This is a genomic window from Rhodococcus sp. 14-1411-2a (assembly GCF_002259485.1).
Lineage (GTDB): Bacteria > Actinomycetota > Actinomycetes > Mycobacteriales > Mycobacteriaceae > Rhodococcoides.
Map to the genome: position 1 here is coordinate 45,238 of NZ_NPGA01000019.1, position 25,675 is coordinate 70,912.

The 25,675-nt window shown below is 61.3% G+C and carries 22 protein-coding genes and 1 pseudogene; 12 read left to right on the plus strand and 11 right to left on the minus strand.

Annotated elements, in window-relative coordinates; translation table 11 throughout:
* Positions 1–323 precede the first annotated feature (323 nt).
* Positions 324–1,409: a threonine aldolase family protein gene (locus tag CH291_RS18880; protein WP_094688355.1), complete on the minus strand. Its 1,086-nt coding sequence runs from the start codon at positions 1,407–1,409 to the stop codon at positions 324–326.
* A gap of 24 nt (positions 1,410–1,433) precedes the next feature.
* Between CH291_RS18880 and CH291_RS18885 the strand changes: the two genes are divergently transcribed.
* Positions 1,434–2,006 carry a CGNR zinc finger domain-containing protein gene (locus CH291_RS18885; protein ID WP_094688356.1) on the plus strand — a complete coding sequence of 191 codons (573 nt, stop codon included), beginning with the start codon at positions 1,434–1,436 and terminating at the stop codon, positions 2,004–2,006.
* Between the two features lie 49 nt (positions 2,007–2,055).
* Here the strand turns inward: CH291_RS18885 and CH291_RS18890 are convergent, their stop codons facing one another.
* Positions 2,056–2,676 carry a hypothetical protein gene (locus CH291_RS18890; protein WP_143545952.1) on the minus strand — a complete coding sequence of 207 codons (621 nt, stop codon included), beginning with the start codon at positions 2,674–2,676 and terminating at the stop codon, positions 2,056–2,058.
* A 622-nt stretch (positions 2,677–3,298) separates the two neighbouring features.
* On the opposite strand from CH291_RS18890, the gene CH291_RS18900 reads away from it, so the two are divergent.
* Positions 3,299–4,240, plus strand: coding sequence for a hypothetical protein (locus tag CH291_RS18900; RefSeq protein ID WP_094688359.1), 942 nt, complete (start codon positions 3,299–3,301; stop codon positions 4,238–4,240).
* Between the two features lie 169 nt (positions 4,241–4,409).
* Here the strand turns inward: CH291_RS18900 and CH291_RS27275 are convergent.
* Positions 4,410–4,613, minus strand: a pseudogene (locus CH291_RS27275) (IS110 family transposase); the annotation flags it as partial.
* A 189-nt stretch (positions 4,614–4,802) separates the two neighbouring features.
* Here CH291_RS27275 and CH291_RS18910 point away from each other — a divergent pair.
* From CH291_RS18910 to CH291_RS18925, 4 genes are all read left to right on the plus strand, one after another.
* Positions 4,803–5,129: a hypothetical protein gene (locus tag CH291_RS18910; protein ID WP_256980906.1), complete on the plus strand. Its 327-nt coding sequence runs from the start codon at positions 4,803–4,805 to the stop codon at positions 5,127–5,129.
* Positions 5,130–5,588: 459 nt separating this feature from the next.
* Complete coding sequence (locus tag CH291_RS18915; RefSeq protein ID WP_179276607.1) at positions 5,589–6,347, plus strand: SMI1/KNR4 family protein; 759 nt, start codon at positions 5,589–5,591, stop codon at positions 6,345–6,347.
* A gap of 395 nt (positions 6,348–6,742) precedes the next feature.
* Positions 6,743–7,123, plus strand: coding sequence for a hypothetical protein (locus CH291_RS18920; RefSeq protein ID WP_143545953.1), 381 nt, complete (start codon positions 6,743–6,745; stop codon positions 7,121–7,123).
* A 98-nt stretch (positions 7,124–7,221) separates the two neighbouring features.
* Positions 7,222–7,644, plus strand: a complete 423-nt coding sequence (locus tag CH291_RS18925) for a hypothetical protein (RefSeq protein ID WP_094688362.1) — start codon at positions 7,222–7,224, stop codon at positions 7,642–7,644.
* Positions 7,645–7,944: 300 nt separating this feature from the next.
* On the opposite strand, the gene CH291_RS18930 is transcribed toward CH291_RS18925, so the two are convergent.
* The 3 genes from CH291_RS18930 to CH291_RS18940 form a co-directional block, all read right to left on the minus strand.
* Positions 7,945–8,514 carry a hypothetical protein gene (locus tag CH291_RS18930; protein ID WP_143545954.1) on the minus strand — a complete coding sequence of 190 codons (570 nt, stop codon included), beginning with the start codon at positions 8,512–8,514 and terminating at the stop codon, positions 7,945–7,947.
* Between the two features lie 76 nt (positions 8,515–8,590).
* A complete protein-coding gene (locus tag CH291_RS18935) occupies positions 8,591–9,079 on the minus strand; it encodes a hypothetical protein (protein WP_094688364.1) in 489 nt (162 codons plus the stop codon).
* 390 nt (positions 9,080–9,469) lie between these two features.
* On the minus strand, positions 9,470–9,700 hold the full coding sequence (locus CH291_RS18940; RefSeq protein WP_094688365.1) for a hypothetical protein: 231 nt from the start codon (positions 9,698–9,700) through the stop codon (positions 9,470–9,472).
* Between the two features lie 854 nt (positions 9,701–10,554).
* Between CH291_RS18940 and CH291_RS18945 the strand changes: the two genes are divergently transcribed.
* Entirely contained in the window at positions 10,555–10,914 is a 360-nt protein-coding gene (locus tag CH291_RS18945; protein ID WP_094688366.1) for a hypothetical protein, read from the plus strand.
* Positions 10,915–10,958: 44 nt separating this feature from the next.
* Here the strand turns inward: CH291_RS18945 and CH291_RS18950 are convergent, their stop codons facing one another.
* Positions 10,959–11,291: a hypothetical protein gene (locus tag CH291_RS18950; RefSeq protein ID WP_094688367.1), complete on the minus strand. Its 333-nt coding sequence runs from the start codon at positions 11,289–11,291 to the stop codon at positions 10,959–10,961.
* Between the two features lie 114 nt (positions 11,292–11,405).
* A complete protein-coding gene (locus tag CH291_RS26880; protein ID WP_179276608.1) occupies positions 11,406–12,686 on the minus strand; it encodes a hypothetical protein in 1,281 nt (426 codons plus the stop codon).
* A 295-nt stretch (positions 12,687–12,981) separates the two neighbouring features.
* Here CH291_RS26880 and CH291_RS18960 point away from each other — a divergent pair, with 295 nt between their 5' ends.
* Positions 12,982–13,800, plus strand: coding sequence for a hypothetical protein (locus CH291_RS18960; RefSeq protein ID WP_143545955.1), 819 nt, complete (start codon positions 12,982–12,984; stop codon positions 13,798–13,800).
* Between the two features lie 1,826 nt (positions 13,801–15,626).
* Here CH291_RS18960 and CH291_RS18970 read toward each other — a convergent pair.
* Both CH291_RS18970 and CH291_RS18980 read right to left on the minus strand, forming a co-directional pair.
* Positions 15,627–16,016 carry a hypothetical protein gene (locus CH291_RS18970; RefSeq protein WP_094688370.1) on the minus strand — a complete coding sequence of 130 codons (390 nt, stop codon included), beginning with the start codon at positions 16,014–16,016 and terminating at the stop codon, positions 15,627–15,629.
* 534 nt (positions 16,017–16,550) lie between these two features.
* On the minus strand, positions 16,551–19,715 hold the full coding sequence (locus tag CH291_RS18980; RefSeq protein ID WP_143545956.1) for a hypothetical protein: 3,165 nt from the start codon (positions 19,713–19,715) through the stop codon (positions 16,551–16,553).
* A gap of 219 nt (positions 19,716–19,934) precedes the next feature.
* On the opposite strand from CH291_RS18980, the gene CH291_RS18985 reads away from it, so the two are divergent.
* Positions 19,935–20,672, plus strand: a complete 738-nt coding sequence (locus tag CH291_RS18985; protein WP_218829045.1) for a hypothetical protein — start codon at positions 19,935–19,937, stop codon at positions 20,670–20,672.
* A 2-nt stretch (positions 20,673–20,674) separates the two neighbouring features.
* Here the strand turns inward: CH291_RS18985 and CH291_RS18990 are convergent, their stop codons facing one another.
* On the minus strand, positions 20,675–21,931 hold the full coding sequence (locus tag CH291_RS18990; protein ID WP_143545957.1) for a hypothetical protein: 1,257 nt from the start codon (positions 21,929–21,931) through the stop codon (positions 20,675–20,677).
* A gap of 921 nt (positions 21,932–22,852) precedes the next feature.
* Between CH291_RS18990 and CH291_RS18995 the strand changes: the two genes are divergently transcribed.
* The 3 genes from CH291_RS18995 to CH291_RS19000 all read left to right on the plus strand — a co-directional run bounded on the left by CH291_RS18995 (position 22,853) and on the right by CH291_RS19000 (position 25,656).
* The gene (locus CH291_RS18995) at positions 22,853–24,034 is read left to right on the plus strand and encodes a lipase family protein (protein WP_179276609.1); all 1,182 of its coding nucleotides are present in this window, start codon (positions 22,853–22,855) and stop codon (positions 24,032–24,034) included.
* 340 nt (positions 24,035–24,374) lie between these two features.
* Positions 24,375–24,545, plus strand: coding sequence for a hypothetical protein (locus tag CH291_RS26885; RefSeq protein WP_179276604.1), 171 nt, complete (start codon positions 24,375–24,377; stop codon positions 24,543–24,545).
* Between the two features lie 82 nt (positions 24,546–24,627).
* Entirely contained in the window at positions 24,628–25,656 is a 1,029-nt protein-coding gene (locus CH291_RS19000; protein WP_068049968.1) for an LLM class flavin-dependent oxidoreductase, read from the plus strand.
* The last annotated feature ends 19 nt before the right edge of the window (positions 25,657–25,675 follow it).

Below are 25,675 nucleotides of genomic sequence, written 5' to 3' on the forward strand. Positions count from 1 at the left end.
ATGCTCGATAATGAGTTTCAGCGGCGGGTGCAGCACGAGTCATTTCCGATCGACGCCGACCTCGACATCATCGCCGCCCACGGACCCCTCGATGTACGCGCCGCCTCGATCGACTGGGACGACGACTCGGTGATCCTTCGGCACAACGACACCGGCGTGGTGACCGTGTCAGACGCGCGCGCCGAGTCGGCAACGTGGCCGCGGAAAAGCTGGCATTGGCTTCCGACGAAGCGCATACCTTTACCGGCCTGTACGGGGGAAGCCTCGTCGACCTTCCCACACAGAGTTGACGTAGATGTAATTGCCTTCGCGCTGCATGGACGTCAGGGTCTCGCGAGGTCGATCAGTTTCTTCACTGTGTCGGCGATCAGAGTCGAGTCCAGAGCCAGCGACGCTTCACCGAAGGAGCACTCGATCGAGCACTGCACCGGGTTCGGGCTCGTACGGATGCGCAGACCCAGCCGGGGGTGACCGTCCTCGATGAGTTGTTGTTGCGCGTACCGGGCGGCGGCTGGTGCGATGGGCAGATGGAGGTGGAACATCGCTGTGTGGGGTGGGTCCGGTCGGATCGTGGCCGGTGTCCGTTCCATGATTGCGGCTGCGACGGTCTTTGCGTGCGCTACGTACGCGGGCATCGCAGCTGACGCCCGTTCCATTCCGTCGAGAGCGAGGAGTGCGAGGGGCCACGCTTCGTCGACGGTGCCGCCCAAGCGGTGCCGCCACGTACGGGCTGCGGCGATGAAGTTTTCGTCTCCGGCCAGGACCGCGCCTCGCGGCGCTTCGAGGTCTTTGTAAAGCGAGACGTACACCGAGTCGAAGCCGGCGCAGATCTCGTCGAGAGGCCGGGCGTAGAAGGGCGTGGTCTGCCAGACCCTCGCCCCATCGAGATGTGTGGCGACGCCCGCCGCTGCGGCATAGGACAGCTGGGTCTGCAGGTCCGTCCACGAAGGCAGTTCCCCGCCGAGTTCACGTTGCGGTAGCTCCCAGACCACCGTCGCTGCTTCCTCGCCGAGGCCGGCGCGTAGGTCGACAGTCGTCATCAGTTCGTTCCGGTCACCCACCAACCGCGCGTGCATGTCGTGCAGCACCGCATAGTTCTCGTCCTCCCACTCGGACAGGTGATTGGTCTGGTGCGCGAGGAAGGAGCGTCTTCCCGATCTTCGGTCGGCGTGCACGCGCAGGGCGATCTGCTGGGCCATCTTGCCGGTCGGCATGAACAGTGTCGCTTGCTTTCCCAGCTTCGAGCAGACGCTGCCCTGTAAGAGAGTCACGGCTGCAAGTGGATCGGTGGCCACCTCGGGATATCGCTCCAACGCCCTAGACATCCGGGCGAGTTCGGCCCGCGGTGTACGACGATCGGTTCCGTGAACAGAGACGATCGGCGTCGCCGTCACTGATGTAAAGTCCATGACCAGTGAGCGTAGGGAGGCCCCGTGGACACGTTCAACAGTGACGTTCTCGAACGGATTGCCGTAGCAGTGAAGCTAGCGAACGCCCACGCCGCCGCGACACTACTACCTGGCGGCCAAAACACCGGTCCCGCGCGGATCTTCGAAACTCACCACTACCAACCCCCCGACATCGCCTGCGACTGGAGCGACGTTGCAGAACTCGCGGAACAACTCGACGGTTTGCTGCACCGCATCGCCGCCGGCGATCACGACACGGCCATCGAAAAGATCAACAACGAGCTCTCCGAGTTCGATGTCACCCCGTATGTCGACAATGGCCCTGACGGTTGCGTACTTCACTTCCACACGAGCACAGCATCTTTCGCGGACGGCTGGGCCGGCGGAATCTACACCGCCCTCGCACTTGCTTACAGCACTGATCAGGCATCCCGCATCGGTCGTTGCACCGGTCGCTCCTGCGACCGACTGTTCCTCGACCGCGGGCGCAATCAACAGCGACGCTATTGCAGCCTGCAGTGTCAGAACCGCGAGAAGTCGGCTGCTTACCGACGCGTGCATACCCGAACGTCAGTTGTCCGACAAGAACGGCATTAGCAGGCTACTAGGCTGAGAATTCTCCAGTCCGGTGGCCAAAACACCAGCTCTAGCTTGGCTTTCGGTCGATGGGCGCACCAAGCCCTCCGTAAGCAACCCCCTCGCGCCAGTGGGCACAAAGTCCCGCGGCCCACGTGCGCGGTGTTGCAGGAATGGACATCGAGGGAAACCCGAATCGAGCAGTCCACGATTCGGAAGAGGACGGCACGGTAGTCAGATGCTCGTACGTTGGAACAGGGAACGCTTCATGGAACACCTGTTCGTGGCCCTCCCGCCGAAACTCGACCAAACCAGTAGTGCCATTGAGGGTCGCGGCCAGAGGTAGGAAGCGGCTATCGACCCTGGCTGGCGTTCTCAATGCAGACACCAACGCTCGAAACGCAGGGATTGATGATGGTTCGGGCCGGTTCATCATGACAATGAGATCGATTTGCTTGTCGCGGATGATCCCACGTGCCTGCTTGCCACTCGGAACATCGAAAGGGCCATTGCGAATAAGATTCGCAATCAAGACACGATTCTGCGGATGCGGATCGATCTTGCGGACGGCCACATCGTCCTGCTTGGTGAACTTGGGCCATTCGAGGTCAGTCGGCGCGAGCAGCGGGCTGCCAGCCGAGTCGATGATGACCGCGAACCTCACCGATGAAGCCGGCTCGTAGAAATTCACGGGCGATCCGCTGACGAGGTGGTACGCGTAGTCGGCCCAGTGTGGGCCTAGTGCTGCACGGAGCCACCCTTCAGCCTCTGAGTAGGTCACCGTGGGTGCCGTCGACGCCGGGTTTAGTCCTGGTGAGATCGAGCTTCGTACCTCGATGCGAAAGAATCTTGGAGATATCAGTGTGGGTGAGGCAAGGTCCCGCCCGGTCGGCGAAAAACTGTGACGGACGGAGACGGTGGTGGAGCGATCAACGACTGACGGCCCGCGGAGGCGATCGGGGGCAGCGATCCGATCTTCGGAGCGGAACCCGGCGATGATTGCTCGTTGCACCCAGTTTCGAAACCGGCTGATTTCGTTCTGGTGGGCTGAGCTCACTGCTTGCGAGACCTGCAGCGACTCCTCTAGCCGGTCAGTGGTGGACATTCTTTCGCGAACTAGTCATTGGCCGACTATAGAGGTACGGCTGCTCACGGATTCGAGCATCGGGTTTATGAATCGAGCACGCCAACATCTCGCTTGAATATCGGCGGATGTGCAGTATCCGCTCGATCGCGAGCAGGTTGAGTTCGGCGGCTAGCGTCATCACCATAGGATTGAAACGCCGGATTCGACAGAGACCAGGAGAGCTTCAGTGACGATCGTTTCATCGCAGTGGCCCGACCGCGACGACATCGGCGAATTCGATTGGCGCATCAGCGTCTTCACGGCGGCCAATCGTCCGGTGCCTCTGGCGGGTCGCTCGCAGACACACGAGGCCGCCCTGCACGACATGGTCGTCAAGGCCCGGGCCTACATGGCCCAAGAGCCGGGCCCGTTCATCGACCGCACCGCACTCCACGTAAACCGAAAGCACACCCAGGTCCAGGGAATCACCGACCCGAATCTCAGCGTCGACGACATCGTCGCTCGAATCACCGCCGCCTACGATGCCATCGCCGCCGCCGATGCCGAACGCGAACGCCGTCAACGCGAGATCGACGCCATCCCGGTACTGAGCCCCACGCCCGCAGGCTCGGTACGCGAGGCGTGGCACGACGTCGAATCCTGGCTGACAGTGAACACCGACTACACAGCTGACAATCGTATGCCGACACAGGAATTGACGGGCATCGACGGTTGGCCGGACGAGCTCGTCGAGTTCCTCGAGCTGTATTCCGGTGCGCCCTATCGACTTCTGCCGCTGAATGCATTGCTGACCGTCGAACAGATTCACGGTGCACGCCGATCGATGTCCAAGGTCTGGGCGGGGTTGGCAGCCGAAGATCCTGAGATGGTCGACGCGAGCGCGTCGGCGCAACCCGCGGGAACACCGGCCTACGCCTTCATCCAGCAGTACATTCCGTTCGCTGGACTGGATGGATACTTCTGGTTCGTCGACACCCGCCCGGGTCCGATGCACGGGTGCGTCGCCGAATACAGCCGCGAATCGAACGACGAGGCCGGCCCCAAGTGGGTGTCCATCAGTTCCATGCTGACAGACCTCGCCGACAGCCTTGCGGGTCAGACCGTCTTCGATCGCATGTGGCTGCCGTCCGTCACCGATGGCGAACTCGACTGGCAGATAAGAAGTTAGTCGCGGTCGCCGGACACCGTTCGAGTGTTTTCGTGGAGTGGCCGGTGTCGTCGACGAGGAAGGTCTCTTTCACTCTTACCGACGGTTCCGGGCATTCGAAGTGACAGTGCAGGAACCAGTCCCCCGCGACAACGGTGACCAGCTGACTGAGTGCCCGACCTTTACCAGCTCATGCGGCTACCGGTGCAGAGTGGGTGTCCCCGGGACTTGGAACGGTGCGGGTCCACTCGCGATCATCGCGGATCAACGCCCACACGACGTCGACGAGGCGGCGAGCCAGGGCGATCAGCGCGTGGACGGCCGATCGCTTCTCGCCACGTTTGCGTTGGTAGAACTCCCGCGACGGTCTATCGCGTTGGGAGCTGTTGAGCGCATAGTGAGGAAGATCGAACGAAAGGAACTGATGCACAGCCTTTTCGACTGGATGCGGTACGACAGTCTGGTCTGGCGATTTCCTCTCTACCCGGGTGGAGGTCAGTCGATGGGTAATCCTGAGTTCGAGCCGCCCGAGGCATGGATGCGTGCGCTCGATGCGGTCGCCCGCGATTTGAGGTGCTGTCGGGTGGGACGCGAGGTCACACTGGATCGCCTGGTGTGGGAGTTCGAGATCAACTCCGATTATTACGTAGGTATCGGTTGGGGAAGTGTCGATGGCATCGGCGGGTTCAATCGCGGCGAGGGTATGTCGATGGATGCGTCGTACGCAGACGCGGCCGCGTGGGTTGCGGAGACAGTGCAAACGGACCTGGCTGGGTACGAGTTCGTGCAGTGGCCGAGTAAGGGACGGCATCTGTTGAGTGCACAAGCCAGCGAAACCGGTGCGCAATGGGTCGACCCGCACGACCGAACCATTGTGGCCGATATCGGATCCCTCTGCGGCCAAGGGTAGACGCCGCATCAGGTCGCGAAAGCGCATAGCTGACAGAAGCCTACGATACGGCCGTCCAACGGCCGTCGACCTACTCGAAACGTGGCCGTATTGCACGGCTATGGTTCGCCTATGCACCAACTCTCCGACGAGTGGGCGCGCATAGTCTCGTGGCGGCAAACGAGCGCCAGTGACCGCAGCCGGCCTCAACCCACCACTCCCGGGGCACCGTGCATCGCGCCGGGAGGAAATCTCCTAGGGCTAGGACAGGCGGAGTCCCCATGTAGTGGATGCTGCCGCAATTCAGATCGTGAAAGTTGAGGGGCTGAGCACATGGAATGGTTCGCATCAGTGTGGGACGCCGCACGTGGACAAAATCGGTCCCTGAGCGGCGACGCACCGAATCGTAGATCCGCGATAGAACAGGTAATCACTGCAGGCCGCTCGCTCGCTCGCCCTCAGCCGGAAACGCTGATCAGCATGCTCGGCAAAGTCCGAATCGACGGGGAGCGGGGTTATTCGGTGCCGTTCGGCGACGAGAACGTAACCGACGACGAGATGGCCCGGATGATCCAGGCGGCCATCGAGAACGAACGGGATCGATCCCCACTGCCTACGCCTGAAACCGTCCCTCTCGCCGCGCATGGTCCCACGCGGTACGCCACACCTGCGAGCTCAGTAGTAGAGCAGTGGTGCCGAATCGAAGAGTGGCTCGGTGGGCATCTCGCATCACCGAACATTCCGAAGGCGATGCCGGATGCTGTCAACGAGACGGCCACGCGTACCGAGGCCGACTGGCCCGAAGAGCTTCGCACCTTCTTCGCCCTTGTCAACGGATTTCCCATGGAACAGTGGATCAACTTGCTCCCCGAGCACGAGCTGTTCGATCTCGACCGTGTTGTCGATGAGCGGCAAGTCGAGTTGGAAGTGTGGGCTGAGTTCAGCGGCGACGAAGTTGATCAGCCAGCGGGGGTCGTCGCAAATACATGGCTACGTGAGTTCATTCCGTTCGCAGGAGTCGACGGAAATTTCTTGTTCGTCGACACCAGGCCAGGATCTCTGCACGGCTGCATCAGCGGGTTCGACAAAACGTTCGCCGACAACTCGGGACCCCAATGGATGTCCCTGAGTGCCCTACTGGCGGACCTCGCAGACGCTCTGGATGGCACCCGTGCGTTCGCTGGCGGTTGGAGTCCAGACGTCGTCGACGGCCAATTGACGTGGACGTGGACAGGCTGACAGCGACATTCACCGAGTTCCGCAATCGTGTGGCTGTAGGCCTTGGACTCACTCGGTATCGGCGGATACGAAGGGTTCGTCGCGACCTCGAAGGATCGCTTCTCGAATTCGCACGAATGACGCACCCGGATGACTCGAGGCGTGTTTTGCTCTGCCATTACGATCGGTCCATGACGCAGCTTGCGGACCAGTGGGCGCGACTTCTTTCTTGGTGCGACGCGTACGCGCCCGCCACAGCCGCTGGACTCAACCCACCCTCCGATCTCAGGACTGTTCGAGACGCCGAGAGTGCGACGGGTCGGACATGGACGCCAGAGTTGAGGGAGTGGTTCGCTCTGCACAACGGTAGCGAACAGGGCCGCGCCTTCCCTCAGGTTTTGCCGGGTCATAGGCCGATGACTGTTACGGAGCTCGTCGTCGATTGGCGTAGCCTCGTGGGGATTTGGGCGGACTCCACCACAGCGTTGGAAGAGATCGAAGGTCGGCAGCTGACGGTAGATCCTGCCGGAACGACCGCGTTCACCTACCTTCCCGGCTTCATCCCGATTGCGTCGGACGACACCCGCTGCCGACTCGTCGTCGACACTCGCGACGGGGACGCCGCAGGATGCGTCGTGGGGTTCGCGAGCGATGACGTCGTCGACGAAGGCACCATGCGCTGGCCCTCGATCGGAGCGATGCTGCACGACGTCGCAGACTCCCTCGAGACCAGCAACCCGTGCAAAGGATGGGTTCCTTTCGTCGAGGGCGGCGAACTCTACTGGGACTTTCCGTAGACCTGCAGCGCCGCCGGTAGCCGGACCATCGCGATTCCGTGGAGTCGCGCTCGACGCTGAGGCTCGGTCTCGCCGCACGTGAAGGTTAGGCTGTTGGCATGGCGAGAGCAGTGTGGTGGGCTTTGGCCGTGGCCGCGCTGGCATTCACCGCGTGGAACGCGGCATCGCTGACAATGCTCGATGTGTCGATGTCATGCTCGAAAATCGCCGAGGGCAGTTCCTACCAATGTGGTGATCGAGCGATAGATGTGCTGGGCGTATGGCCACTGGTCGGTGTCGGACTTTTACTCGCAACGCCACCCGCGGTGGCGGCCATCGCAATGCGAAAGTCGATATCCTGGCTCGCCGTCGTCGTCCTCCTCGGTCTGTTCGTCGTAGGGCTACTGAGCGTCACCAGTGACTCCTACTCAGAATTGCTCATCTTCGCTCTTCCCATCGCCGCCGTCGGAGCGATTGCCGCGACGTTCCAACCGGCTGCCCCACGACGGAGAACACCTGCAGAAGTCTCCTACCGCTACTGACGAGAAGAGCTCGCGTTCGCCCGCTGCGCTAGCCTCAGACGGGTCCAACACGCGTTAGCGAATTATATTGCGACACAAGATATTCAGATATTCACCGGATGTGTTGTAAGTCAGGACTCGTCGTACTGCCCCAGTTCGGAGATACGGTTCGCGAACCGGACGTGCCGCGGTTTCGAGTGTGGTGTCGGAACACGCAGCGTGGAGCCCAACTTGGTGCGATCTACATGAACGCTGACCCCATCGCCGTCACGATCTCCGACCGCAAGGCACGAATTCCATCGTCGGCGAGTCGCGGAGTCTTCAGTCCCAGCGGCTGAACCAGGTGCCGCCGCGGAGCCCTGCTCCGCCCAGTCCGCGCGATGTCCGTGGCGTGGTGGTCCACAGGCGCTCCACACTCTCCGAGGCCGAAACGATCTGTTGGCCATCGATGCTGGCTTCGGCCTCGGAGACGCCGAGCTTCGGGATGGCGGTGATGATCCGAACGGGCCCGGGTGGAGGTATGGGACGAAGAAACACGGTGGCACATAGTGAACCGGGATTGCCCGAACTGCGCCGGACCTCGAAGACGGTCCCGGCGGGCGCGGCGCGGTCCAACGCTATGGCGGTGCCGTCCGAGAACTCGATCCCGAACCGAATCGGTGCAATTTCGTCCGACCACCGGTCGGCCATGTCGTAATCGTTCAGCGCGAGGCCATAATCCGACTGCTCGGTCAGAGCTGCGACATGGAGAATCACTCCGAACGAATAGACGTGGACGCCCGAGAGCCAGATGAGCGCGCTGCCGGTTCGGTTCAGGTCCGGAGTCTCCGGCAACACGACTGGTCGCTCACTGCGGATCGCCTCGTCGAAGGTCGAGTATTCGAAGCTCACAGTTCCCACCTACCCATCTGTGCAGTTCCCGCATGGACGCCGATGAGCATGTTCTTCGATGGTCTTCTTGCTCGTGTCATGTCAGTGGGATGATCGACGCGGCCAGGGCGGCCGGCTCGGGCAGCAGCAGATCGGTCGTCGCCGGGTTGAGGCCGACTTCGGGCCACTCGGCGATCAGCGGAAGGTGGCGAGTGTTCGGCAGGTCGGAGATCTCGTACAGGTACTCGCGTTGATACAGATCCATTGTGTTGTACCAACCTTGGCTATCGGCTCGCAGCACCGGCTGCAGGATCGGGTCGTCGAGTGCACGTAGTTTCATGGGTCGATCGCGCTTCTGTCCGGGGCGACTCCGGCCGGTCTCCGGATCTGTGACCGCGGGCGCGGTGTATTGACGTTGGATTGCCTCGGCATGGATTCCGCGGCCGACGACCGTGACGGCGATTTCGAGTCCGCGTGAGTAGGCCGTGATCGAACGCAGAGCGACCGTGATGCCCTCGTTTCGAGTCAGCACCAACGGACCGTGCGCGACCGCGCCGATCTCGTGCGCGTTCGACGGGTCGGTCATAAAGCAAGACATACCCGAATCGTCGCACAAGTTTTGACGGCTGCCATCCGGCAGTATCGCGCTGTGACATACCTGCCGAGAAGTCCGTGTCTCCGATGTCGAACTGCGGTTCCATACCTCGTAGCTGAACCAGGTTTTGAACTGGTGTGCTCGCCCAGGGTCTCATCGACAGTGGTGCACCCGATGAGCCCCTGAATGGCGGTACGATTGAAATGCAGTGCGGTACAGCATATGCAGAGGCTTATTGGCTACCCTGCATACCAGAACTGGTCGTATTGCCTACGCCCCGACGCGGGGGCATGCGCGGGCAGCCGCTGTCAAGGTTCCCTGAGGGTCCAGATCCATCGGGACTGCTCTCCTTGCCGTCACTGTGTACGCATCACCGACGGATTACTCAGTAGTGCGTTCTATCACCGAAGATTCGCCGCCGCTGGCGCTTCCCTCCTCACCGATGGGTTGAGGAGGCTGGTCTGCGGTGTTCGCGTCCGGTTTGGAGTCTCGCGCGAACTCCTCGCGGGTCATTGGTTCAGGTCCGTCGATCGAGGGTTCCTCGAGATAGTCGATTGCTGGTTCTTCGATGACTTCTGGCAGATCGGGGGGAGTGTTTTCGCTCGTCGACATCGCTGGTCCTTCCTTTTCGTTCGGTTGCCCTGCAGTCGGTCCGCCAGTGAGCACCAAGACAACTGCGCAGGCGATTGTCACTACGCCCAGTGCCGCGCCAGCGGCGGCGTATCGTCGCATTCGACCTCCTCGAAGAGCGGTTACCGCGTGATCCGAGCGTACTTGTCAGGGTCTGACGTTCGGCACGATCGGTAGCAGCGCTCTACAGGCAGCGCTCATGTAAAACGCGTCATTGTCGATTTCCCTGTTCGGCCCGGAGGAGGCCCTGGGATTACAGCCAGCGCGGACGGTTGCCTGGAAAGCCACCGGAAGAACCGCGACGCCACTGCGGGTAGACGGCAGCACCAACGTCGATGCAGCCCGATAAGCCAGGCTGCTGGTCGGCGTCACCAGACACTGCTCGTTATCTGCGGTAAAACGCGCAGATCATCGAAACCTATTGCAGCACAGTGCATGCAGACGTTTTCTGGTAACTCTGCATACCAGGAATTGCTGAATTGCGGCCAGTCCGATAATAGTGCCTGGATTACACACTCCACGCTCAGCATTAGGTGCAAACGACCGGCTGCATACAAGCACTCAGCAAGGGTGTGCGTTGCAGAGCCTCGCTGACGCATGTGGTCGCCGCCGACAGCTTGTCCCTATCGATGTAGGTGTTACTACTCTATCGCCCGCTACCTCGGTGTGCGAGCGTTGGAACCACTAGCCCGCCACTCGACGTCACTCCGGTCGCGATGTCCGAAACCGATGCACCACGTGTCGCGAGCAGGCGCGCTGCCCAGCACAAACGTCCACAAAGAAGCGCAACGGGACGTATTCAATACCCGCTTGCGGTTTGAAATCGGAAGGTATTCATGAAGAAGTGCATCATGGCCGGGCTCGTCGTCATCCTTGTCCTGTCCTGGACGGGGTTGTCGATTTTCGAGGAATCGTTGTGGATCGCGTTCGCCGTCATGGCCTCGTCTGAAGTAGTAATTGCGTTCGGGCTGTTCACATCCCGATGGCGCAACAGGTGGGCCGCGGTGGTTGTAGCTGCGTTGGCGGCGTTCCAGTTCGGGCAAAGCTATTTTTACGAGCAGGTGCGGTACACATCGAGTGATCCGGTGATTCCGATAGACAACTTTGCGGTACTCATCCTCTGCGGGGTCGCGATCGCTTTGATCGCAGCTGGGCCAAGGTGGCCACGTGTCAGCGATCAACGAATAGATCCGTAACTTGGCGAGTCGGTCGGCAAATCGCTTACCTACCGGGCCGCCCGTTAATCAGGTGGTCGACCTGGCGCTGCAACATCGGCGAGGAAGAGCGCCATCATCAGCCCAGATCTATCGGAGGAGTCCACCGGTCCGAAAATGTGATCGAGCAGAGCCTCTACCGGAACTGGTTTCGGAATTTCGTCATACCTGTCGCTGACCTTTCCGAGCTTCAAGAGATCGCTGTTGTTGACGCAATCGAGGATTGACCTGACATCCGAGCGAACTGCATGCCACGAGTTAGTCCCCATGAGCTTCAGTACATCCGCGATCGAGAGCCAGTCGCCAACTTCGGTGATCCCGTGAAGAATCTTGTCGACCAGGTTGTCATCGCTGGACATGCGCTTGCCATCCTCGGGGTACGGAACGTTTGGTCGACGTTCGCCTTATTCTTGGTGCCGATTGATTCGTGTTCGTTCGGCCAAGACGGAAAGAGTCGCTGCACTTGCTCTGCGTCAATCGGCGGTTTTCTGTAAGCCTGGAAACGCAGACCTCAGTTCGGCGTGTAGTTCTGCCACATTTGCCGCATACGCGTGCGACGCGTGTCCGAGCGTCTCCACAGCCGCCTTGTGCGGATCTTCGTCGGCGGCGCTGAGCACGCTCGGGATCGCCATGGAGGCGGCGTCGACCACGATGTCATACGGGTTGTCGAGGGTTTCGTCCACTCGTTCGTAGGATCCCGAGTACGAAACCGACGTCGTCTCGGTCTCGTCGTCGATGTCCTCGTGCGCGGCAAGTTCGGCTTCCCGATCCGCGCCCAGTTGCGCAAAGACTCTGCCGATCTCGTGGTAGCCGGTGAACGGCGACGGCAACGCTCGCCCCGCGGCGAGGGCATCGAGTGCCGGTCGCACCCACGGCCGGTCCGAGAGGCCGGAAAACTCGGCGGCTGCGATGGCGCACCAGGTAGCGATACTGCGCGCGGTGGCGTCGTCGGCGGCGAGTATCGACATCACCAATTCTCGGTCGAACCGGGTGAGGTCCTGTCCGCCGTTGTAGGACAACACTTGTGGGATCGGCTCACCACCCCACGCAGATCGTTCACGATCGATTCTCTGCTGTGTCAGCTCGGCGCTGCTGAGTAACTGCGTCGTTCCGTCCTCGTGAAAGATGGTGATGAAGGCAGGTGATTCGGACTGCGACCCGGAACTGTCGACGTGAAAGTCCGAAGCAGAAGAGGACGGTTCGGACGCTGGACCTGGATCATCGACGACGGGCTTGTCGTCGTCCGGGACTCCGTAGCCCGGCATGTCCCAGCGGATCGCGGCGCGAGTCGCGGCTGCGTGCGATGGCCACAGACGGATTCGCCACACGTCGCCGGGAGTGGTGCTACCGGGCCACCCGTAGTTCACAAAGCCGCGCCCGCTGACCTGCACCAGATAGTCGCCGGGCGGGATGAGGCAATCGACTGGGTCCATGGTCGTCGAATCGATCTGAAGGACACCCTCAGGACCGATCTCGAGTCGGTCCTCGCTGACCTGTTGCCACTGGTCGTCATCACTCGGCGGCCGAGCGGTGAACAACTCGACGTCGATCGACATCTCGAAGTTGTTCTGGTGAGGGCTCAGTATCACCAGTGTTTTTCCGTCTCCGGCGGTGGGCTGGTTGGCCAGAGCCTGTTCGAGCAGCGGATATTCGTTCTCGCCGTCGTCGAGACCGCCACGGAGATAGAACTGGCCGTGGTCCATCGTCAGCTCGACATGCTCCGAACTGAGGGCCGTTTCGGAGTGCTCGGTCATGCTGGACACAGTGCCAGGCCGCAGGGCGCTGGGCGAGGATTTCGCGGAACTGAGGATTTCGCGGAACTATGGCGTCGGTTATCCGCGACTCCTTCGTTGCCGACACGTTCGCGACCACGCAATCAGCCGACAACAACATGCGCTGTGTCGTTGTAGGCCGTCGGCGAGGATGGCTGCCGCCCCGGCGTGCGCACTTGCGAGATGCCCTCCTGTCGCGGGGATCGAAGGCGGGATTGTCGACTCACCTCGATGAGTGGTCCTGCTGTTGGTGCGATGCGTGTGTGAGGCTGCACGAATGAGGAATCAGGATGCGATGTACTTGCTCGAGACCGTTCCCGGGCGGACATTCGTCTCGGGACTGATCGACGATCACCGACGCGCGGGAGCGGGACTTTCCGCGGTGGCGTTTCTGCGATCACGGTCGATGGCAGAGCTGGTGTGGGCGGCGCAGGGGGATGTCAGTGGCTATCTCTATGGCGGCGGGCTCGACGATGCATCGTCCATCGATCCCCACGACCCCGACATTGTCGCGATGGCCGAAGCGACGGCTGCCGAGCTCGCCGCATCGCATCGTCAGATGTTCACGAGTCCGCAACGTCACCACGGGTGTGTCGATGTGCTCCGGCAACCTCGTGTGACCAATCGACGAGCACCGTCGGAGGTCCTGCCGGCCGGGGCATTGTGGACCGCGACCCCGCTGGACGGCGGCGTGGACACGTGGACTCACAGCCGTGAAACGGACGATGCGGAGAACCTGTACGAGCTTCATTTCGACCCCGCGCAGGTTCGGGTCGCTCGAATCGACAGCGCTGCCGACTGGGTCACCCTGCTGCGTTCTCATGCACGGATCGACTCGGCGTCGGGGACTGTGTATCCGGACTGGGATTCGATCGCATCGAGTGTGGACGCCGTGCATCTATCACTGCTGGGTTTGTTGACGGCTCATCCGCGACTGTCGGAGGTTCCCGCTGCTGATTCGCGTGACAATTACGGGCACAGCAAGAGTGGTGCGTGGCCGGGCGTCGGTGACTGGTCGACCGTCAGCACAGTATGGATGGTGCTCCCCGAGCACGGTCGCTGGGCCCTGTCGATGGAGACGTCGCTCGATCGCTAGAGCGAACCTCGTTCGAGCGACTCCGGTGGCTAGCGTGGGCGGGTCGAGGATCCGGGACCTGAACGAATTCGTAGCTGTTGTACGACCCCGCCCCGCAGTTTCCGGTGGTCTTGTTATTGGCGTGCAGGCGAATTCGGGTTGTACCGCCACGGAGTGATCTGGCGAAGGCCACCGGCGGCGACCGTGGCCGAAGAGCGCATAACCGAATCCATGAGCGTGGCGGATATGGCGGAGGTCGGGTCGGTCAGTGTGGCTTCTCTGCACCGTGTGTTCCGGGCGGAGCTGGGTGCAACCCCACTGGGCTGGCTCACGGCCTAGCGCGTCGATTATGCGCGGCACCTGCTCGAAGAGATGTCGCTTCGGTCATGTGCGATCGACGTCCCCGGTTACGCTGATCCTGTGAGGAACCCGTGGTTGCTTCTGAGTGTCGGTGTGCTGATTGCACTCGCGGTGGGGTATTGGGTGTGGACGCAACCCGCCGAGCGCCGTGTCGCAGAGATCGGATCCGCTGCGGCGTTCGAGTGCGCCGTGCCGATTGAGGTAGCAAGCTACGTCGTGTCGCCACCGCCGACTCGTCCTGCGCAGCGGCCGATCCCGGGGATCGTCCCCGCTGATTTCGTGCCTGTCGAAGCGGTCGTATGCGATCACTTCGCCGACGGAGACATCAGTGCAGACCGATGGGTCACGTTCCACGAGAGACACTTTCGAGGAGACCTGAGTGGACTGGTCGAGCAGGTTAACGCGTTGTCCGATCGCGAGACTCTGTTTCCCGGTGGGTGTGGCGATGAGTACAGCTTGGCCCCTGTCGAGGACATGTGGTTGGTCGATGCCACTGGGCGCGCGATGGAACCGTCTTACCCGCTCAACGACTGCGGACTGCCGAACCAGGGTGCCGTGTACACGGCTCGACAACTCCCGGATGTTTCGACGGTCGAGCATCGTGTGCAGATCAGCGATTATGGAGTCGAGATGTGGCAGGGCTGTTCGCCCACGTTTTCCGCACCGATTGCGGGACAACGTGATCTGAGGTTGGAGTTGTTCTCCGGACCATCGAGCTATTGCCGCTTCGATACGACCGGATCGTTACCGTTGTTCGGTGGTGTGACTGCATACAGCGACACCATTTTGTCGGAGGTAGTCGTCCGGCTTTCTCCGTCCGGTCCGTGTGCGGAGTCTGCGGGAACGGTGCTCACTTCGATACTGCAGAATTCCGGACCTAACTCGGGCCCGGTGCCTGTGTCCATTGAGGTCGATGGATGCCGTCGGTTGATCGCGGATGGCTTTGTGCCCTTGAGTCCAGTGCCAGAAGATGTGCTGGAGGAACTACTCGGGTGATGATCGTGAAGTCAGTCTTCTGCGTCCATTCATGTCGTTCAGCGTTATCGACGCGCGGAAGTTTCGATACTTCAGCACCACGTGGCGTCGGGTCGTTGTAGTAGAAGGCGGTTCCCAACCCATGCCGGAAGCGAGCGAACGACATTGCAAGGACAGCGTGTTCGCAGCTACCGAGCTCGACCGTCAATTTCGGTGATGGTCAAATACATCTACGATAAATCCGACCTCATCGGTGGCGACCGATCTGGGCCGTCTCGCGAGTACGGCATCATGAACGCGCGGTAGACGTACAACTCCGCCAACAGGTGAGCCGTCATCCCCGCACTGGTGTTGCAGAAGGCACATGCAGACGACGGACACCGGCACGCCACCCTTCGCTCGACACGAATCGGTTTCACCGGAGCGGACACCAGCGGCCACGGCAGGGGCGCGCCTGCACCACAACCTGGTTCGTCGAGCGCTCACGGGGTGTGTTGTCGAATGTCCATCGACTACACGAGCGGCGGCGGATTGCTGGGGAAGGTGCGCCTCGGGTCACAACGTCCGCTCTGCATGGCCGCTTGGTACGCCTGCCAGTCACCACAGAAGTAGTACGACACGGTGCCGTCGTTGAACGTCACTCGGACTGGCCGCCGGCCCGTGTGGTTCACGGCAACGAGACTGCCTTCGATATCGGCGGCCGCAATTCTCTCAGTCCGGGCCCGCTGCTGTTCAGCCTGTTTGCGGGCTGCCTCGCGGTCAGCGCGTTTAGTGATGCGTCGCTGGCGTGAGCGCAAATATCTGCGCCTCACTTGAGGGCCGGAGACCGTGGCGAATTTAGCGACCGCAATGACGACGAGGCCGCCCACGACAGCGACCATGATCGCTTCCCAAATACTCATTATCGACAGGTTATAGGGCCATGCGGGCACCCGTTCCAACTGTCTTGTCAACGGCGCTCAGCATCCGCGTGAATTCAGGCATGTGGTCTCGAACGTAGGTGCGCAGGAAGGTGAAACTTTTCTGCGCATGTAATCGTGGCGTCATCGACCAGATGTTCGGCAACCCGCCGCGGATCGGCTGTAGTGCAAGCGACGTCCAGTACGAATACGGCCCAATGTGCGCGGCGATCCAGTCGATTGCGGGGACTGGCTCGCGGGTAACGTCCTGGGGTTGGCAGATGACAACAGATTGTAGGATCACCGCGGTCTAGAGTGGCGACCTAAGTGATCGCGTTGTGCGATGGCGTCAGTTAGTTGCGTGCCGTGGGGCAATAGCCTGATCGCGAGGATCGTCGACGCCAAACCGGCATACGCTTACGTCCGTGATCTTCGGCTGTGAGCTTTCGATCTCTCTGAGAGTCTCTGGGCTCAGCAGACCTGAAGGAAGTTGCCAGAACGGCTTCATGCGATCGATCGACCAGTTGGTCTCGTTTGCTAGGAATCCGTGGATTGGCCTCGGACCATGGCACTTGGATCCGTGCGCAAACGGTGATGGATGGCCTCGAAGCGGGGCCCGTGTAGGGGCTTCTCGGCTAGGGCACGGGCGAGGGTGGCACGTACACCGACGTGTGGGTCGTTCGAGAGGAAGTCGCCCAGTGTGGGGTCGGGCTCTGAGTCTTCGGACCACAGAACACACGCGGCTTTACGGAAACTCACATTGGGGCTCACTGATAGTTCGACGACCAGAGAATATGCCTGGACAGCGACGCACGCGCGAGCGAGCGCCTCAGCTTCTCCTGCGTTACTCGATACTTGCCTGAGCTGGCGCCGGAGGCGCTCCGTTACCGCATCGCGTTGCGTGCGGTTCTGCGCAGCTATTGCCGCCGTCCACAACAATTCAGCCTCGAAATGAGGCCCGCCACTCGAAAGCTTGAAACGCGCGGCGGGATCCTTGATGGTTGTCCGGGCCTCGATATCAAAACGGTTGAGTGTAGGTTCATCGACCAGTCGCAGTGTGTCGGATACGATCTCGTCTCGTTTGTCGGAGTCGGTGTGTTCCACGAGTTGACGGAGGCCGGCAGCAGCGTCCGCGCGTTCGGACGCCGAGAGGTGCACATCCTTGATCCTCTCAAGCAGGTGCTCTTTCCATTGCCGTACGAAAGCTTTGGCTCGCGGGTCGTCGCCGTTGTCGAGTGCCGAGCTCAACGCGGTGCTTATGAGAGTGCATGCGTATCCTTCAACGTGTGAGGTTCGGGGTACATTGAGCTGTTCTGACATAAGTGACTCGGCCAATGATTGTGTATGTTCGACCGAAACATCGGTGGAGACACCCCAGGTCGCCAAGACCTCGGCAGCCCCCCGGTTTTGATGTTGGTCAACCAACTGCTGAAGTGCTTCTCGCATTAGAGCGATGTCGGCCAAGGAACGCTCGACCCGGCTCGTAGTCCTTCCGACATCGATGCGGACCATCTCTGCTAGACCATCTACCGCGGTCTTGCGATGGTGCGGATCACTTGTGACGACGGCAATCAAGAAGTCGATTAGCTGCTCGTCGATGAATCTGTAGTGGTTCTCATCTCTCGGGATCAGTTTTAGGGCCACTGGCAAAACCTGAACCACAACCGCCTCCGGCAGCCTTGATCCGAGCGAGGCAATCGCGCCTAATGATGCGACGGCGTCGTCGGCGTCTATGGCATTGGTGGGGTCCGCTGAGCCAGCGAAGACCATTTGGAGGGCGGCAGCGATTCGGTCAATGTCTGCATCGGGGATGAAGTCGGCAGTTTGGCCGAGGACATCAGCGGCGCACGCTCGCTGCAGCGCCGACGGGGAGCTGAGGTAGGCCGACACATCAATGAATTGAGACAGAAGGTTAGATGACGAGAGGGCGGATTTTCGGTCTCCAGCGACTACCCGTTGGCGTATAGCGAATTCGGGTCGGAGCCCAGCCTCCATAGCCTGCGCGAGGAATTTTCTCGCTCGCCTCTCGTCGCATTCGTTTCCTGAGGTTCGTTCGAGACGGAGCCAGTGGTGGGTCCATCTGATGGCGTCGGCCACTTTGGTGTCCACCAAGTGCTGCAGTGCCACGGCTTCGGCGGTGTCCTTCCCTTTGATGAGGCGGCTACGGTTGCTTATAGATTTCGCGCTGCTCATGACCCGCTGCGGTAAGGGGTTGAAGTTTGGGAAAAGTCCTGGCGGTGCAACCGATGCGATGCTGCGTAGCGCATCCCTGACGTCTCCGCCCATGTCTGCGTGCCATCCATGCGTGACCGCTCGTCGGTAGGCGTTAATCGCTGTAGTTGTTCGGTCTTCAGCGGCAGCGGCGCGTCCGTAGCGGCGCTCGATGAGCGCCCGGATTCCGTCGTCCGTGTATGACTGGTCGCGAACCTCGTCGTATGCTGAGGATGACGCAGCGCCGTCCAATATCTCCAGGTCAGCGATGGCGCAAAGGAGCCGGACCCTCTCGTGCGTTGTAGACGGGTTGGGTACCGACTTCAGAAATGTGAGTACGGCGGCCTTGTCGTCGCGATCGTCCTCGTCGGTGACAATCTGCTCGGCGAGGAGTAAAGCGAGTCTTCCGACATGTTCGTTGCCTGTGGTGACCAGGCCGTCCACGATCGGGGCAACGTCGTCGACTTCGAAGCCATTTTCATACCACTGGTCGGCGTGTACGAGAAGCTTGAGAACCGAGTCGTTGTCGTCACGGGAGCATTCGGTTGCCAGATCTTGCAGTCGTCGGCGTTTCTCACCGAAAAACTGGCAACCTTCGATTGCTGTGATTGCGTCGCTAGCCAGTCGATCGAAAGCAATCTGCGATTCACCGGCATTGCCGATTAGCCGTGTGGCCTCATCGCGCACAATGTCTGCGAAGGGGAGTGCACGTGCGTGTAGTTCCGCTGAAATGTCGTCGTATGTTCGAGCGGCCTCGAGTGGCGCGGTGTCTGAGATAGATTGAGCGTTGTCGAAGTCTTTCCTGCGGCCTATTGCGGTGAGTGGGTCGTCTATCAGTCCACCGCTGTTGCCGATGCCTGGTCGGATCGGACGGTTGTAGCCGCAGAACTCGCGTGCCCAGTGCTCGCCGAAGTAGCCGCCTACTATCGCGCCGTAATGTCGAAGGTGGCTAGATAGGGCGTGAGCATCGATTAGGCGGGGTGTGAAATCGCCGCTGAACTCATTCTTGAGTTCAGCTAATTTGTCTGTTACCGCCGTGTCGCGGTTGCTGCATCCAGTGACAAGGACGAACTCGTGAGCTTCTGGAAACGGACGGTTCAGCGATACCGTCTTACCTTTCTCCTTCCGGCTAGGGTTCGCATAGTCGCGCACTGCGTTTTCGAGCGCAGTAGGCGTAAGCGATTCGATTCGGCGCACTTGATAAACGATCTGCACCCCAGATTTCCACCCTACGATGTCGAGGCCCGCTTGGTACTGCCCAGTTCGTCCATAAGCCTGCACGTCGTCAAGGTTGAAGACGCAAAGCGCCGCCTCGGCGACCAGGCGCTCGAAAACCAGAGGATCGAGTGACTCGAAAGGGAGCACGGCCGGAGTCGATGTTGGGGGAGCAATGCTGTCGGGGGAAGGTTGGCGCGACAGTACGTCCGAAATTGAGACCGGACTAGTGTCGGAAAAGTCTTCCTCGGTGCCATCTGGTGCGCCCTTAGTCATAGAGAACTAGTACCACCCGGGAGCGACATCAGCGCTGCATCGCGCGAGCAGAGGTCCTAGGACGGGCTGTTTCAGTCGGATGGACGCACAGCAGCAAGCTGTCCGCGCCGTGAGCAACTGCGACACGAGGGACGCCTTGTCGCGAGTGGCACCATGTGACGCGTTGACAATTGCGTCGGAGGCCACTGCCATGATGGGCAGGTGACAAAACTTGCCTACATGACGCGGGAAGACTGGGGTCAAGACGGGACGGCGATGGTGGCGCAGAGCTCGGCCGTCAGGGACTGGGTCGGCTCGGCACCGTACTTCTTCGCCGTGACGGACGCGGACGGGTTCGACCGAGCCGACCGCGCCGCAGACATCGAGGCAGCGGAGTACATCGCCCCAGTCAAGTCCGAGCGGGTCGTCTTCGACATCAGCGAGCTCACGGATCTTGGTCTCGAGAACAAAGTCACCGAACACGCAGTGGTAGTACTCCATCCGTTCGGACAGCGCGGACTCGAGACGCTTCGGCGCGCAGTCGAAGCCAACTCAGTTAGCAAGCTCTTCGTCCTGATCTGGTCCCGTCACGACATGATTCACACCTGGCTGGACGGGCTCAGGGCCCTGAATCTGCACACCCATGAGTCCGCGCCCGCCAACGATCCACTCTTGCTCGCAGCAGCCAAGATGATCAAGAACGAGGACTACAACGGCCTCAGTTCAGGCCACGGCAAGGATGTCATCGTGCAGCTCGTCCGCGCATTCGCGGCCGAGGGATACCCCGTCGACCCAGACCTGTGGCTGCGCGCGTACTTCGCAGTCGGTGGCAGCTTCCGTCACGCCGAGTCGGTGCACAAGCTACTCGAGGAAATGAAGGCCGGCACGAGGCACCGCGTGAAGCAGCGCTACCGGGAGAACATAGTCGATATTCTGCGTGAGCGGCTCGCAGCGAATGCGGACGTCACCTCCGATTAGTTTTACATCCGGTAGTAAGTGTCGGGCTCAAACTTGGCCTTCCACTCTCGATTCTTTGGATGCGTGGACATCCACCGCGCCAGCTCTTTCAGCGCATCGTTAAGGCTCTCAAGCAGCGCGACCTGACGATGCACGAAGGTCTTATCAGTGACGTTCGTGCGCAGGACGTGAGCCGGCTTTTGTCGGGCCTGACGAATCTCTCGCAACGGCTGCATCAAGTCTTTCACCACAGCTGCGTCGATGCCGTTGTTCCCCAAGAGAGCAGCGAGGCGACTAAGAGTGCCGAGGTTTTGATCATCCTTGTCCTTGCGCGGGGCACCCGCAGCATCTAGCCCATCATGGCGAATGTTGTCGGATACCACCTTGTCGAGCTGCACGATGAACTCGTCCCATTCACGCTGCGACGGACGCAGAAGCCACCCGAAGTCCTGCGGTCGATCGGTGTGCTTGAAGAGGGCTGCACCAAAGGCTCCGGTCCAGAGCGTGTTGAGGTTCTCCAGCTCGACAAAGAGATGCTCGAACGGCCCGATGCCATCGGCCCAGTGGCCCATCTGCGTCATCCACCATGCGGGGTGTGGCTCGAGTCCGTTGTCGTCCACCTGATACGACTTCCAGCGTTGCTGGTGCTCGGGGGTGAGCTTGGCGAGATCGCCGTAGAAGGCAGCGACGCGGCGCAGGATCCGTGTGTTTACATCAGTGCGGTCGTAGTCGGAAAGGTCGTAGGCAAACCCAAGATGGCTGAGCGAGACCTTGTCACGGTCAAGTTCGGTGTCGTCGAGGTAGGCCTCATCGCCGATGCTCATGTCTACGCCGAAGTCCCAGTAGCGGAATAGATAGCGTGGGTCATTCCGGTAGGGCTCAAGTACGTCGAAGCTGAAGTAGGCGAGTTCGAGCGTGCCGCGACCCTTCGCCATCGCAGCACCGAACGGATGCCCTTTCAGGCGCGCTGGCACGCGCACGCCCTGCAGAGCGGAAGGAGTCGGGTACGCGACCACGCTGTCAGCAGCATCCGCCAACCCGTCGAGCGACTCGATCTGCGACTCGATCGTTCGTCGTGAGGGCCACGGCCGGATATGCGGGTTCGGATAGTCGACCTCTGACACCATCACCTCAAGCTTTTGGTCCGCTACCAACCTCTTCGCAACCTCAATCAAGTCGGGCTCGCTGCTTGTGTGCAGTTGGAGTCCGTTGAAGTCGCCGGACTTGAGATACCGGTCCACTACGGCCTTCATCAGGGCATCGGGGGTGGCATCGAGCACAATGCTATTCAACCGCACTCAGGGAAACCCCGGCGATGCAGGGACTACTCGGCTCGATTCGGCGGCTTCTGGCGGTGGGAAAGGATCGCGCTCCGTGGGTGATGAAACTGCCAGAGGATCCAGACGATTCCCGGCACTCCGAATTCTGGGCTCGCAGTTGAAGCCACCGTGCCGGGCGCGACGTTCCAGACGTCGAAGCCGGGGTATTGGCTAGCCATCGAAGCGTGGTCTGGTGTGCGTTGCGATCGAGCTGCCTGAACTACGCCACGCATGCCATCTTGCGCGGGCCGAGCAGATTAGACCCGCTCCGGATGATGTTCGCGAACATCGTCGACGACGATCTGGCCAAACTTTTCAGCCGTGATGTTTCGTCAACGGCGGTGGTGGGCATCGGCACCGAAACGTACGGATCGCAGCCGCGGCAATGGGCACTATACGAGCAAGTTCTATTCGGCGCGGCGTGTCCGTAGCGTATCTTCATCCTCACGCTGGGGGTACAAGCAGTTCGAGCGAGCTCATCACTTTGAATCGTGGTGGAGTCGAATGTCCATGGCGGTCCGTTTAGACGATGAGGGACTGTGCAGGGCTCATATGGACGGGGATCAGGTCGGAGGAGATCATCGTTTACTCATCACTTTGGGGCGAACGCGGATGGATTCACCCGGACGCCGGTGGTCACTCGACTTCCCAAACACCCAGCTCAGCTGGCCTGTGATGGACGCGAGTGTATCCACTTGAATTGTTATCTCTTTTACAGCGGGTCCGGGGTTCGAATCCCTGATGGCGCACAACGAATGCCCTTGCCAGTGAAAACGCTGGCAGGGGCATTTTTGTGGTACATCATCGACCAAGACATGGGTGTCGCAAATCCGCGAATACAGAATGCGGACCCGCACTTCGGACCGCATACTGGCTCGCGACATGAGACTGCCTTTCGTCACCCTCGCCCTGTCCGTTCTTGTCGGGTGCCTCGCTCTCTCGGCCGCACCCGCCTCGGCGGCTCCCGGTGGTGCCGATTTCTACAGTGAGCCCGTCGTAGGCCTGGGGGCATACGCACCCGGGTCCATCCTGCGCCGAGAATCCGTGCCACAGCTCGACGTTCTGGGATCGCACACCGAGCGCATTCTGTACCGGTCGGCCGATCCTCGCGATCGTGCGGTGGCTGTGTCGGGGCTGCTGGTCACGCCGACGCGTGCGTGGTCCGGTCCCGGGCCCCGGCCCGTGATCGCTTATGCGCCAGGCAGTTACGGGGTTGCCGATCGTTGCTCGGGCTCCTCGGAGCTGGGACTGACAACCACGATGCCGGCACTGCTGCCACTACTGGCGCGGGGGTACCAGGTGGTCACGACGGACTATCAGGGGCTGGGAACCCCCGGCGAATACCAGTTTCTGGGTCGGGTCGCCAGTGCCCGCGCCGTGCTGGACTCGGCACGGGCTGCGGCAGGGGAGACCGACGCGCCTGTCGTGCTCTACGGATACTCGGCGGGCGGCGTCGCGTCGGCCGCTGCTGCAGAGCTCGCGTCCGCCTACGCGCCCGACGTCTCTGTGGTCGGTGCATTCGTCGGTGCCGCACCGACCGATCCTGTGTTGCGCGTCGAGGGCCAGGACGGCTCCGAGTCCGCCGCGACGATGCTGTACACGATCGGGGGCCTGATCGGCGCTCACCCCGACCGGGCCGAACAGATCCGGGCTCTCTTCAACGATCGCGGACGGGCAGCCCTCGATGCGGCGCAGGATTTCTGCACGGTCGACGCTCTCACCTACGGACCGTTGCGATCCGAGGATCTCACTGCTGACGGCTCTTCCCTGGGAACGCTCATGACCGGGCCCGTGCTGGGTCCGATGACGCAGGAGAACACCATCGGGTTCACCGCGCCCGTCGCACCCGTGATCATCGTGCACGGCGTTCACGACGCCTCCGTCGAGATCGAGCAGAGCCGAATCCTGGTGCAGCGTTGGCGCGCCGCAGGCGCCACCGACATCACCGTCCGGGAGTTCGACTTCGGAACCGGTTGGGTGCCCACAGTCGACCACACGGCCGCGAACGTCGCTGCCTACCCCGAGCTGATCGGGTGGATGGATCGACTCGTCACACAGGCGTAGCTCGACGATCGAGGCGTCGTACGTGATGTAGATCACGTCACACTGATGTGTGTTTGCTCCGTGCCGATTCGACTTATCGATCGTGCCGGATCGTTTCACCGGCCAGTCGCAGGGTTCTTCTGCCTCAGAGAAAGGGACCGAGAATGACCGTCATCGGAAACGGGGCCGCCGTATGAGTGGCCGCAGAAGTCTCTCCAGCCGACTCTTCGAGGGTCTGGGCCGCGTCACGTGGGGCTACGGCAAGCGGAAGCTCGACGAGCGTCGCGCACGCAAACGCGGACGCCGGTAAGCCGAACGCTGGGCGTCCGATTTCGGCACCCTCGATCGGTACGGTGCACGTATGTACGGATTCGAGGTGGGCGACGGAGTCACACCGCTGAGTGGGCCCATGGCAGGTATGTACGGAACCGTGGTCTGGTTCTACGAGGACAAGCAGCAGTTGCTCGTTCGTTTCGGCGCATCACAGCAGATGTACTACGCGACGGACGAGCTGAAACGATGGGGCGAGTAGCTGCCAGCTCGACACCCATCGGAATAATTGAATCTTCACCGATGCTGTTGGAGTCGACCACCCCGAACCGAAAGGCCCCACCATGCATCTGGGCGTAGACAGTTTCGTCTCTTCCGTGACCGACCCGACCGACGGTCGGGTGATCGCTCCCGAGGAGCGAATGGGTCACCTGCTGGAAGAGATCGCCCTCGCAGATCAGGTCGGGCTCTACTCGTTCGGTATCGGCGAGCACCACCGCAGCGAGTACTACGACTCGGCTCCGTCGATCATTCTCGCTGCAGCAGCCGCGCGGACCGAAAACATCCGGCTCGGCAGCGCAGTCAAAGTGCTGAGCGCCGACGATCCGGTCCGGGTCTTCCAGGAGTTCGCCACCCTCGATCTGATCTCCAAGGGCCGGATCGATCTCGTCGTGGGACGCGGATCCTTCACCGAATCGTTCCCGCTGTTCGGCCTCGACCTGGCAGATTACGACTCGCTGTTCGCCGAGAAGCTCGACCTCTTGCTGCAGATCCGGGACAACGTCGAGGTGACCTGGTCCGGTCGGCACCGCCCGGCGCTGAACCGTCAGGGCATCTACCCACGTCCGCTGCAGGAACCGTTGCCGATCTGGGTCGGGGTCGGTGGGACGCCCGAGTCCTTCGCTCGCGCAGGGCTTCTGGGGCTCCCGCTGATGATCGCCATCATCGGCGGAGAACCACGACAATTCGCCCCGCTCGTCGACCTCTACCGTCGCGCCGGAGCGCAGGCGGGCCATCCGCCGGAGCAGCTGAAGGTGGGACTGCACGTGTTCGGCTTCGTTGCCGAGACCACGACGGCCGCAGCAGACACCATCTACCCCGGCTGGAACGAGATGTTCACCAAGATCTCTCGGGAGCGCGGATTCGCGCGGCCCAGTCGGCAGCAATTCGACGCCACCGCCGGACCCAACGGTGCGTTCTTCATGGGAGATCCGAAGACGGTGGCCGACAAGATTCAGCGAGTGAGCGAACAACTGGGCGGAGTGGATCGACTGTCGTTGCAGATGACCAATCCGCGGCTGGCACACAGCGACCTGCTGCGCGGCATCGAGCTACTCGGCACCGAAGTGGCGCCCCTGGTTGCCGGGGCCTAGCGGCCTCGACCCGAAATAC

Coding starts and splice junctions, on each gene's coding strand:
- CH291_RS18880 (WP_094688355.1), bottom strand. CDS start 1,409: ATGGACTTTACATCAGTGACGGCGACGCCGATCGTCTCTGTTCACGGA.
- CH291_RS18915 (WP_179276607.1), top strand. CDS start 5,589: ATGCTCGGCAAAGTCCGAATCGACGGGGAGCGGGGTTATTCGGTGCCG.
- CH291_RS18920 (WP_143545953.1), top strand. CDS start 6,743: ATGACTGTTACGGAGCTCGTCGTCGATTGGCGTAGCCTCGTGGGGATT.
- CH291_RS18925 (WP_094688362.1), top strand. CDS start 7,222: ATGGCGAGAGCAGTGTGGTGGGCTTTGGCCGTGGCCGCGCTGGCATTC.
- CH291_RS18935 (WP_094688364.1), bottom strand. CDS start 9,079: ATGACCGACCCGTCGAACGCGCACGAGATCGGCGCGGTCGCGCACGGT.
- CH291_RS18940 (WP_094688365.1), bottom strand. CDS start 9,700: ATGTCGACGAGCGAAAACACTCCCCCCGATCTGCCAGAAGTCATCGAA.
- CH291_RS18945 (WP_094688366.1), top strand. CDS start 10,555: ATGAAGAAGTGCATCATGGCCGGGCTCGTCGTCATCCTTGTCCTGTCC.
- CH291_RS18950 (WP_094688367.1), bottom strand. CDS start 11,291: ATGTCCAGCGATGACAACCTGGTCGACAAGATTCTTCACGGGATCACC.
- CH291_RS26880 (WP_179276608.1), bottom strand. CDS start 12,686: ATGACCGAGCACTCCGAAACGGCCCTCAGTTCGGAGCATGTCGAGCTG.
- CH291_RS18960 (WP_143545955.1), top strand. CDS start 12,982: ATGAGGAATCAGGATGCGATGTACTTGCTCGAGACCGTTCCCGGGCGG.
- CH291_RS18970 (WP_094688370.1), bottom strand. CDS start 16,016: ATGAGTATTTGGGAAGCGATCATGGTCGCTGTCGTGGGCGGCCTCGTC.
- CH291_RS18980 (WP_143545956.1), bottom strand. CDS start 19,715: ATGACTAAGGGCGCACCAGATGGCACCGAGGAAGACTTTTCCGACACT.
- CH291_RS18985 (WP_218829045.1), top strand. CDS start 19,935: ATGACGCGGGAAGACTGGGGTCAAGACGGGACGGCGATGGTGGCGCAG.
- CH291_RS18995 (WP_179276609.1), top strand. CDS start 22,853: ATGAGACTGCCTTTCGTCACCCTCGCCCTGTCCGTTCTTGTCGGGTGC.
- CH291_RS26885 (WP_179276604.1), top strand. CDS start 24,375: ATGTACGGATTCGAGGTGGGCGACGGAGTCACACCGCTGAGTGGGCCC.
- CH291_RS19000 (WP_068049968.1), top strand. CDS start 24,628: ATGCATCTGGGCGTAGACAGTTTCGTCTCTTCCGTGACCGACCCGACC.